The 10,690-nt window shown below is 52.4% G+C and carries 4 protein-coding genes and 1 pseudogene; 3 read left to right on the top strand and 2 right to left on the bottom strand.

The genetic code is table 11. From position 1 onward, the window contains the following. Nucleotides 1-118 (top strand): annotated as a pseudogene (locus tag HMPREF1028_RS15555) (adenylate cyclase); the annotation flags it as partial. 469 nt (nt 119-587) lie between these two features. Here the strand turns inward: HMPREF1028_RS15555 and HMPREF1028_RS09695 are convergent. Continuing rightward, nucleotides 588-1,076, bottom strand: a complete 489-nt coding sequence (locus HMPREF1028_RS09695) for a dihydrofolate reductase (protein WP_003762131.1) — start codon at nt 1,074-1,076, stop codon at nt 588-590. A 256-nt stretch (nt 1,077-1,332) separates the two neighbouring features. Here HMPREF1028_RS09695 and HMPREF1028_RS09700 point away from each other — a divergent pair, with 256 nt between their 5' ends. Further along, nucleotides 1,333-2,223 carry a DegV family protein gene (locus tag HMPREF1028_RS09700; RefSeq protein ID WP_009312609.1) on the top strand — a complete coding sequence of 297 codons (891 nt, stop codon included), beginning with the start codon at nt 1,333-1,335 and terminating at the stop codon, nt 2,221-2,223. A gap of 130 nt (nt 2,224-2,353) precedes the next feature. On the opposite strand, the gene HMPREF1028_RS09705 is transcribed toward HMPREF1028_RS09700, so the two are convergent. Next, nucleotides 2,354-2,602 (bottom strand): BolA family protein, encoded by a 249-nt coding sequence (locus HMPREF1028_RS09705; RefSeq protein WP_029609441.1) that lies wholly within the window; start codon nt 2,600-2,602, stop codon nt 2,354-2,356. A gap of 572 nt (nt 2,603-3,174) precedes the next feature. Between HMPREF1028_RS09705 and HMPREF1028_RS09710 the strand changes: the two genes are divergently transcribed. Continuing rightward, the coding region (locus HMPREF1028_RS09710) for an ESPR-type extended signal peptide-containing protein (protein ID WP_009312610.1) at nt 3,175-10,690 on the top strand (7,516 nt) is incomplete at its 3' end.

A 10,690-nucleotide genomic window follows, 5' to 3' on the forward strand; every position in this document is an offset into this window, starting at 1 on the left:
CGAGCTGCCTGCGGAAGATACGCCGTTTGAAAAACCGGACTGGCTGGGCGAGGAGATTACGTCGGAAGGAAAATTTACCAATGCGTATTTGAGCAAGCATCCTTATTCGACTTGGTAGGCGGGTTGGGGAATAACGGCGCCGCCGATACTGGACGCGGATTGTAGGATTGTAGGATTGTAGCGTGGGCTTTGCCCACGAAAAACGGCTTGAACGATTGTTCGGTTCGGGATTTGATCGGCAGACTCGTGGGCGAAGCCCACGCTACGGCTGGCTTAATTTAATTCACTGTATCGGCTGTTTGAGAATCACAAAGGTCGTCTGAAAACTGTTTTTCAGACGACCTTTGTGATTTTAGATTGTAGCGTCTTTGCCCACGGAAAACGGCTTGGTTGATTGTCCGAATCAGAATTTGATCGGCAGATTCGCGGGCGAAGCCCACGCTACGGCTGGCTTAATTTAATTCACTGTATCGGCTGTTTGAGAATCACAAAGGTCGTCTGAAAACTGTTTTTCAGACGACCTTTGTGATTTTATTGATTCATCGCATCGTTGGCGGACGGTTTGACGGCAAACTGCCTGTTTTTGCTTATCGGATGCGGGTGTAATGGACGAACGCGTAGCCTGTGCCGTTGGCGGAGGTGTGGGTTTCGCGGGCGGCTTCGCGCCATTCTGATGGCGAAAATTCGGGGAAAAACGCATCGCCTTGGACGTCTAATGCCACTTCGGTAATCCGCAAATCGCTGGCAAGCGGCAGGGCTTGGGCATAGATTTGTGCGCCGCCCATGATGATGACTTCTTCCGCAGCGGCACATAATGCCAAAGCTTCTTCAAGGCTGCCAACGGTTTCCGCGCCTTCTGCCGGATAATCTGCCTGACGGCTGATGACGATATTGCGGCGGCCGGGCAGCGGCTTGCGGGGTAGGGATTCCCAAGTTTTCCGCCCCATCACGACGGGTTTGTCGAGGGTATAGGATTTGAAAAATGCGAAGTCCTCGGGCAAGTGCCAAGGCATGGTGTTGTTGATGCCTATGCAGCGGTCGGGCGCGCAGGCGGCAATCAGGGTGATTTTCGGCATGAGGTGGTCTTTTGATTGAGAAGTAGCTGTATTGTAAACGATATGTAAACGCAGGTGTTTAAAAGGAGGTATAAAAACCATATGGCAATGAATGATAACTATTATTTTAGAATATAGTGTTTAGTTTCAAAATAATGCTCAAAACTATTAATATGTAGACAAAAATTTACATACCGTTTATCATTAAAATAGACCGCTTAGATGGTCCTTTATTTATTTGAGATTTTGCATTGTTTGATGCACAAGGGAGCAGTTTATGGCAGGCTCTTATGCCTTATATCGTTGCGCGGTATTGTCTACGTCGAGTGGCTCTTTGTCGGGCATACTCGATCGGGACAGCCCGATTCAGATTCTGCATCTGAATGTATTTATGGAACAACAAGAGTTCGCTGACGGACTGGAAATCAGCAATGAAGAATATTGCAATTGGCGCCGCGAGCATTTGGACAGCGATGTTTCTACAACACCACCGTCGTCTGAAGATTTATTGAGGACTTTTCAATATTTGGTCGGTCAAGGTTATCACGAAGCCATTGTGACGACGTTGAGCCACAAATTAAGTGATTCTGCCGATATGGTGCGTCAAGTTGCCGAGCAGGTTCCGCAGTTGAAAGTCCATGTCGTCGATACAGGGACATGCTGCATGCCCGAAGGCTTTTTTGCTTTGGAAGCAGACCGCCTGTTGCGCGAAGGAAAAACGCCGACGGAAATCGTTGCTTACTTGGAAGGTTTAAAAGAACGTTGCAACATCATTTTCGGACTGTCCACAATCAAATCTCTTGTCGGCAGCGGCACGATGGCAAGATTGGGCGCTTCGTTGTGCGACTGGTTGGGGCTGCGCGCCGTATTGCGCTTTTCGCAAGATCAGTTGTGCCGGGTCGAATCCACTTCCGATGACGAAAAAATGTTTGATGCCATCATCGACCAAGTGTTGAAACTGATGCAAGGCAAAAACAGGGAACAATTTATCCTCGGCGGTCTTTATACGGGCGAACGCGACCGGTATCGGATATTTGCAGAACGCTTCTTCAAGCGGACCGGTATCTGCTTGGATGATAGCGTTCCCGTATCGCCGGTGGTGGCGGTGCACGTCGGCATCTGCGGCGTCGGTGTCGGCATGGTCGAAAAACTCGAAGCGGCAGCATAAGGAACGACACTGAATCTGCCTGCATTCCTGATGCTTATTAAGCGGCAATTCAACATTGTGTAAATTAAAAAAGATCGTCTGAAACCCCGATTCAGGTTTCAGACGACCTTTTTTTGTCTGAGGTAACGGCTTATTGCTGCTTCGCCGCCCATTCCGCAGGCGTGGCGGCAACGGAAATCGACAGCGCGTGCAATTCGTTGCTGGCCAGTTGCGCCTTCAGACCGTCTTTGATCAGGCGGTGGCGGGCGAGGCGGGCTTTGCCTTCAAACTCGGAAGAGACGATGACGGCGAAGAAGTGATGTCCGTCGCCTTCGACTTCAACGTGTTCGCAAGCGGCGACGCCTTCAATCAGCGATTTGACTTGTTCTGGGGTAAGCATTTGTATTCCTTGTTTCAAAAACACTGCGGCATTATACAGAATAATGCCGCTTAACATCGCCAACTTGCTAAAGATGGTATCCGAAACATAATTCATTAATATTGAATTAACATAAGGATTACAGAGGTCGTCTGAAACGTTTTCAGACGACCTCTTTTCTTATTTTTGGATTCCGGATACTTAAAAATATCATTTTTTTAGTACGAGTGAATTCAGGCAAAAGGGTTTTGGCATATAAATTGCTTTCAGATAAAAGATAAAGTTTCACTTTGATTGCAAAATAAAGTTAAGAAAATAGAAGTTATCAAAGATAAGCGGATAGATAAATAGCCAAAAGGTCGATAAATCAGTTTTGGGAGATTGTTATCTGAGGTATAGATAAATCCTGAAATTTGTTTGAAAGTGACAATATACGTCATATCCGTTGAATAAATTTTGCAATCGAAATATCGGCATCAAATACGATATTTTCATTTTTGGTTATTGGGTTGGATGTTTGAAAAGCAGGTTATTCTATCAATTCAATAATATATTAAATTTATTTGTTTAACATTTTAAATCAGAGAGTCAGCATGAATAAAATCTATCGTGTCGTATGGAACGAAACCACACAGACGTGGAACGCGGTGGCGGAATTCGCCAAAGCGCATGGGAAAACGGCTTCATCAGGCATAGGCGGCATCGTTGCCTCCGTAGGCGTGCGCTTCGCGTTTACCGCCATCATGTCCGGCCTGCTGCTCGCCAGCGGTCAAGTCATGGCTGCAGAAAATAGCGGCAAAACCCTTGCCAATGGTAAAGCCGTCACTGCGGCTGCCGAAGGTACTGATTACCACACCTGCTATTTCGATACCACCAGCTACAACGTGGTCTGCGGCGACGATAGTACAAAAGCCTTGGATGTCGTACCGGGAGTCACACCCAAACAAGGCAAGTCCGTCGTGATGGGACAAGGGGCATCTTCCAAAGGGGAAACCAATGTCGTTATCGGTGCCAATTCTTCCACTGCGGGTCCGAGTGATGAGCCGTCTCGTGCAACCGGTGCGATTGCCATTGGTGCGGCGGCAAGTGCCAACCACAATCAATCTATCGCCATGGGTCAGACGGCATCAGCAAAAGGTGAGGCTGATGTCAGTATCGGAAAATTGGCAGGCGATACCGTTTCTTCCGGCGGCCGCAATATTTCCATTGGCGAGAGCGCACTGAAAGGCGGTTCGGGAGTCAATAATGTCATTGCCATCGGTTCGTCGGCGGGCGTTGATTCCAACAGCAGTCATTCGGTTTATATCGGAACCGGTGCGACCGGTAAGGAACATAAAAACGTTTCCATCGGATATTTGGCGAACACCAAAAGCGGCAGTATTGCAGTTGGTGACAACTCAAATGCGCAGGGCAGTTCGTCCGTTGCCATCGGTACCAAATCCGTTGTAACCGATGTAGCATCTAATGGCGTTGCCATTGGTTTCAATTCCAATACTTCGGGATTGAGTGCTGTCGCCATCGGTGGTTCAAGTTCGATCGGTAAAGGTGCCAATGCATCGGGTCCTGCCAGCCTGGCAATAATGGGTACTGCCGTCGCTTCTGCACAGCGTGCCATCTCCATAGGCGAATTTACGGTCGGTTCAGGAGCTTATGGTATTGCCATCGGCGGTAAAGCAAATGCACAGGGCACGTCCTCCATCGCGATTGGCGGCAGTCAGGCGACGGACAAAGCGACGAACGCAACCGGTAATTTCTCAACTGCTATCGGTTATGGTGCCAAGACCGTCAATCATGATACCACTGCCGTCGGTAAAAACAGCACGGCAAACGGCCTGCGCGCCACAGCCTTCGGTGTAGACAGCAATGCAGGTGCTGAAAACGCCTTGGCTGCCGGTCCGCAAACCACTGCTTCTGCCAAAGGTGCAATTGCTGTCGGTTTTGCCACTCAGGCAACCGGTTTGAGCAGCATTGCAGTCGGTAAGGAAGCCATTGCCACTACAGAAACTTCTACTTCACTCGGTCAAAACAGCCAAGCCACCGCCAACAACGCCGTTGCCATCGGTAACAAAGCCGTAGCGGCAGGTACGGGCAATATCGTAGTGGGTACGAACGCAGGTGTGTACGACGCTACCGTTTCCGCAGGGCGCACAGTCGGTGCGGACACCGTCTATATCGGTGCGGACAGCGGTCGCAATGCCTATACCAACGAACGCCAAATCTCCATCGGTAAAGGTACGGGCAACAACGCTACCGGCGTGGACAACATCGCCCTCGGCTTGCGTTCCGGCGCATTTGTGTCCGGTGCAAACAACGTCGCCATCGGTAGGGAAGCAGGCATGGGTACGGATGCCCAAAAACTGAGCGTCACTTCCACTGTCGCCATCGGTGAGGCTGCAAAAGGCAGCTTCAGCAACACCGTAGCCATCGGTAAAACGGCCTTGGCAGAAAAAGAATCCGCAGTTGCCGTCGGTATGGTTTCCAAAGCCAGCGGCGACAATTCGGTAGCCATCGGTAAGACTGCCAATGCCAGCGCACACGAAACCGTCGCCATCGGTCACGAGACTGTTGCCGGAGCCGTTTCTTCTGTCGCGGTGGGTCAGCGTGCCAACGCATCGGGCAGTGAGGCGGTCGCATTGGGTATCGATTCCAATGCCTCCGGTCGTTTTGCCGTGGCCATCGGTAACATGGCGAAGGTAACCAACAGCAAGCTCAACGGCATTGCCATCGGCAGCAATGCTGTCGCTTCAGAAGACTATGCAATGGCGATGGGTCTCGACACCCAAGCAACGGGTAACAGCTCGATTGCCTTTGGTAATACGACTAAAGCACTTGCAGCAGAAGCTATTGCTATCGGTCATTCCGCCAATGCTGCGGAAGGCAATACTGTCGCCTTGGGTGTATCTGCGACTTCGGCAAAAGCAGGTGCGGTTACTTTGGGTGCATACACCAAAGCTGATGCTGTCAAAGCACTTGCCTTAGGTTACGAATCCCATGCCGTCAATGAAAACGATGTTGCTTTGGGTGGCGGCAGTTTGACTGAAGCGCATCACAGTGGCGATTACACACTGAACGGTAACTACACAGCCGCCGGTACATGGTCTTACGGTACGGTTTCCGTCGGTAAAGTCGATGCAACCACCCCTGCCAACAACTTCACCCGTCAAATTCAAAACGTCTCTGCGGGTGTTATCAGCGCAACCAGCACCGACGCCATCAACGGCAGCCAGCTTTACGCGACCAATTCTTACCTGCTCAACTTGGGTAAAAACGTCAAAGATGCCTTGGGCGGCGAAACTGCAATCGACAATGCAGGCAACCTGACCCTGAACAATTTGGGCGGTACAGGCAAAACCAATGTTCACGACGCTTTGGAAGCGATGAACAACAAAATCGACCAATTGGGCGGCGGCAGCTCCAGCCATTTTTACAGCGTTAAGACGACCTCCAATGCCCGAGGCAATTACAACAATGACGGTGCAACCGGACTGGATGCTTTGGCAGCAGGCGCGGATGCCCAAGCTGCGGGCGATTTTGCCGTAGCCGTCGGTACAGGCGCGCAGGCGGTGATTTCCAACTCTATCGCCATCGGTAAAAACGCCTCCGTCAACGAAGATACCGACTCTGTTGCCGCCGTCAACGGCGCAACCAAAGGTGAAGGTTCCGTTGCCATCGGTGCGAACACCAAAGCCAGCGGCACCAACGCTACCGCGGTCGGTCAAGCGTCCAACGCCTACGGTCAAAACTCCTTCGCAGGCGGCCAGTCTTCCAAAGCATTGGGCAAATCCAGCGTAGCGGTCGGTGACGGCGCAATCGCCAACCAAGATTCCGCCACCGCAATCGGCGCATACAGCCAGTCCACGGCGGCAGGTGCGACCGCGTTGGGCTTCAATACCCGCGCAACCGCTTCCGGTACTGTCGCGGCAGGTCGGAACAGTAAAGCCGTTGCCAACAATGCCTTAGCATTGGGTAACGAAGCAGACGCGCAAAGAGAGGATACCATCGCCATCGGCTACAAAGCCCAAGCCACGCAAAACCGTGCCGTAGCTTTCGGTAAAAACGCCCAAGCCACCGCAGGCGATTCCTTTGCCTTCGGCGATTCAGCAAAAGCTTCTGCAAGCAATGCCATTGCGCTCGGTAAAAAAGCCAATGCCGCTCATGCAGACTCCATCGCATTGGGTGTCAATTCTGCGACTGAAGCAGCCGTTCAGACGACCTCTGCCACTGTTGGCGGTCTGACCTTCGGCAACTTTGCAGGTAACGCACCTTCATCCACACTCAGCATCGGTACGGCAGGCAAAGAGCGTACGATTACCAACGTCGCCGCAGGCCGCATCAGCGATAGCAGCACCGACGCAGTAAACGGCAGCCAGCTTTATGCGACTCAAAACGTCATGAACAACATCGGCAAGAGCGCAGTCGGCGTATTGGGTGGAAACGCAGCCATTGCGAATGACGGTACTATTACGATGTCCAACATCGGCGGTACGGGCGCATCCACCATTGAAGGCGCGATTTCCGCCATCAACAACGCCTCTTACAAGTCGTTCAAGCTGAATACGGCTAAAACCAGCGGTACCAACGGTGAAGCCTACAACCACTCGCTGAAAGAAATTACCAACGGTTCGACCATCACGTTGGAAGCGGGTAAAAATATCGTGCTGAACCAAAACGAGTCCACCGTCAGCATCAATACTGCCGATGCGCCCGAGTTCGCCGGCAAAATCACCGCTAAAGACGGGTTGGATATGTCCAACACCAAGATTACCAATCTGGGCAAGGGCGAACAGCCGACCGACGCGGTTAACTTGAGCCAGTTGACCGATGCCATCAATAACGTTCACGTGACTACCTTGACGGCAGTTACCAATGAAGCTCCGTTTGCTTATGTTGATGAAAATGGCAAAATCTTGAAACGTACTGTGGATGCTTCGTCAGGCACAAGGCAGATTTCCTTCGTTTACGCGGAAGATCCAAGCCAAACCTACAACGGTAACGTAACCATTGCTGCGCTGAATCCGACCGATCCGCAAACTACCGTTCCGACCCAAGTTGGCAACGTTGCTGCAGGTAAGGGACAAAATGATGCGGTAAACGTATCCCAGCTGGACAAAGTTGCCAAAGCTTTGGGTACTTCCGTCAACAGCGCGACCGGTGAAATCGCCGCGCCGAAATACTCTGTGATTTCCAGCAGCCCCGCGACCTCAAGCGTAGCTGATTACAACGATGTCGGCAGCGCATTGACTGCCTTGAGCAATGCCGTCCGTGCGCCTCTGACTTTTGCAGGCGACAGTGGTACGCCTTCAACACGCCAATTGGGTAGCACTGTTACTGTTAAAGGCGGCGAGGCAGATGAAGCTAAACTGTCTGCTAACAACATCGGCGTGGTTTCAGACGACACTACCGGTACGCTCAACGTCAAACTGGCGAAAGAGCTGAAAGGTTTGACCTCGTCTGAATTCATCGATGCAGCAGGCGGCAAAACCACCGTTGCTGCAGACGGCGTGACCGTCGGTACAGCGGCAAACCCTGTCAAACTGACGACCGAAGGTCTGTCTAACGGCGGTAAGAAAGCAACCGACATTGCTGCCGGTGTGAGCAATACCGACGCCGTCAACGTTAGCCAGCTCACTCCATTGGCAACCGCATTGGGCGCAACCGTCAATCCGACTACCGGCGCGGTTGAAGTACCGAATTTGGTAGTAACCAAAACCGACGGCACGCAGGCTGCACCTGTCAACACCGTACAAGGTGCGTTGGACAATATCGGTACCGAGCTGCAAAAAGGTCTGACTTTCGGCGGCGACAACGCAGACAAGAATTTCGAGCGCAAACTCGGCAACCAAGTCTTGGTTAAAGGCGGTGCAGACGCAGCGAAACTGTCTGACAACAACATCGGCGTGGTTTCAGACGACGCCAACGGTACGCTCAACGTCAAACTTGCCAAAGAGTTGCAAGGTTTGAACAGCGCACACTTTGAAACCGACGGCAACGTGACCACCATCAACGGCGGCAATGTTTCAGTGGCTGACAAAGACGGCAATATTGCCGAAACCACAGCAAACGGCATCACCCTGACTCCGGTGCCAAGCAGCGGCAAAGAAGCCGTCAGCCTGACCAAAGACGGTCTGAACAACGGCGGCAACAAGATTACTAAGGTTGCCGAAGGCACACTTGCTGCTGACAGCACCGATGCTGTTAACGGAGCGCAACTGTATAAAGTTTATCAGAAAGCCGATACCAACGCTGGTAATATTGCCAAAGGCATCAATATCGGCGGTACAAGCGGCAGCAACAAATACGCTCTGGGCGACACTGTCAACATCAAAGGCGACAGCAACATTGTCAGCGAAACCGTTGAAGGCGGCGTACAACTGAAACTTGCCGATACCGTCAAAATCGGACAAGACAGTGGCAAACCTGTCAGCATCGACGGCGTAAACGGCACAGTCAGCGGTCTGAGCAACAAAGCCTTGGGCGGTGCGGACTTCGCTACCAAAGGTCAAGCTGCGACTGAAGAGCAGTTGAACGCAGCCCAAGCCAACCTGGCGAAAATCTTCGGCGGTAACGCAGCCAACAACAATGGCAACGTCACCTTCACCGACATCGGCGGTACAGGCAAAGCCAATGTTCACGACGCGATTGCCGCGGTGAAAGAAACTGCTGAAAAAGGTTGGAACCTGAACGCCAACGACGAAACCTCGTCTGAAAAAATCGCCGCGGGCGACACTGTAACCTTCAAAGAAGGCAAAAACATCAAAGTCAGCCGCAACGGTAAGAACATCACCGTAGCGACTTCAGACGACGTCTCCTTCAACAAAGTCACTGTTGGCGACAGCGTACTGACCGACAACGGACTGACTGTGGGTAACGGCAAAGCAGGCAAACCTGTCAGCCTGACCAAAGACGGTCTGAACAACGGCGGCAACAAAGTGTCCGACATCGCCGCAGGCGAAGCCGATACAGACGCAGTGAACGTTGCACAGCTCAAAGCAGCCGCAGCGAAAGCGACATCCAAAGTGGACAGCGGCAACGACAACATCGTTGTTACACCAGAGCAAAATGCCGACGGCAGCACCACTTACAAAGTGGCGACCGCACCTAACCTCAAAGCCGACAGCTTCACCGCAGGCGATACCGTTGTGAACAACGACGGCGTCAACGTCGGCGACAAAGTGGCGCTGGGCAAAGACGGTCTGAAAGCAGGCGATGTGAACATCACTGCCGACGGCATCAATGCAGGCAACAAAGCCATCAGCAACGTTGCCGCCGGTGTGAAAGACACCGATGCTGCCAACGTCGGACAGCTGAACCGTCTGACCGCCGCCGCCAAGACCGAAGTCGAAGCCGGCACCAACATTGCCGGCGTGACCGGCAAACAAGGCGCGAACGGTCAAACCGTTTACACCGTTAACGCCGACGGCGCGAGCGTCTCCGCAGGTTCTGACAACATCGTCGTGACCAAAGGCAACAAAGACGCCAACAACGTAACCGACTACGCCGTTGACCTGTCTAAAGCCGTCAAAGCCGACATCGCCAAAGGCGTAGCGGCGAAAGACGCAGTAGACAACAAAGGCATCAGCTTCGCAGGCGACAGCGGTACGACCATTGCCAACAAACTGGGCGATACCGTCGCCGTTAAAGGCGATGCCAACATCACCACCACCGCAGGCGCGAACGGCATTCAGGTCGGCCTCAACAAAGACCTGAAAGTCGACAGTGTCAAAGCAGGCGATACGGTTGTGAACAACAACGGCGTCAACGTCGGCGACAAAGTGGCTCTGAGCAAAGACGGTCTGAAAGCAGGCGATGTCAACATCACTGCCGAGGGTATCAACGCAGGCGGTAAGAAAGTGACCGGCGTCGCCGCAGGCACCGTCGCCGCAGGCAGCACCGATGCCGTCAACGGCGGACAACTGCACCAAGTTTACGAACTGATCGGCAGCAACGGCGGCAACGTCAACACCGCACCGCCGGCAGTCGAAGCAGACGGCAAAGCAGGCTTGGGTAATATCAAAAACATTACCCTGGTGGACAACAGCACCAACCCGAACGTGACCAACGTCACGAACGAGACCAAGATTGCCCAGTCCAACGGTTACAGCCTCGTGA

Source organism: Neisseria sp. GT4A_CT1 (assembly GCF_000227275.1).
Lineage (GTDB): Bacteria > Pseudomonadota > Gammaproteobacteria > Burkholderiales > Neisseriaceae > Neisseria.

Bases quoted from the DNA above. Each gene is read 5' to 3' on its own strand.
- HMPREF1028_RS09700 (WP_009312609.1), top strand. From the start codon at position 1,333: ATGGCAGGCTCTTATGCCTTATATCGTTGCGCGGTATTGTCTACGTCG.
- HMPREF1028_RS09705 (WP_029609441.1), bottom strand. From the start codon at position 2,602: ATGCTTACCCCAGAACAAGTCAAATCGCTGATTGAAGGCGTCGCCGCT.
- HMPREF1028_RS09695 (WP_003762131.1), bottom strand. From the start codon at position 1,076: ATGCCGAAAATCACCCTGATTGCCGCCTGCGCGCCCGACCGCTGCATA.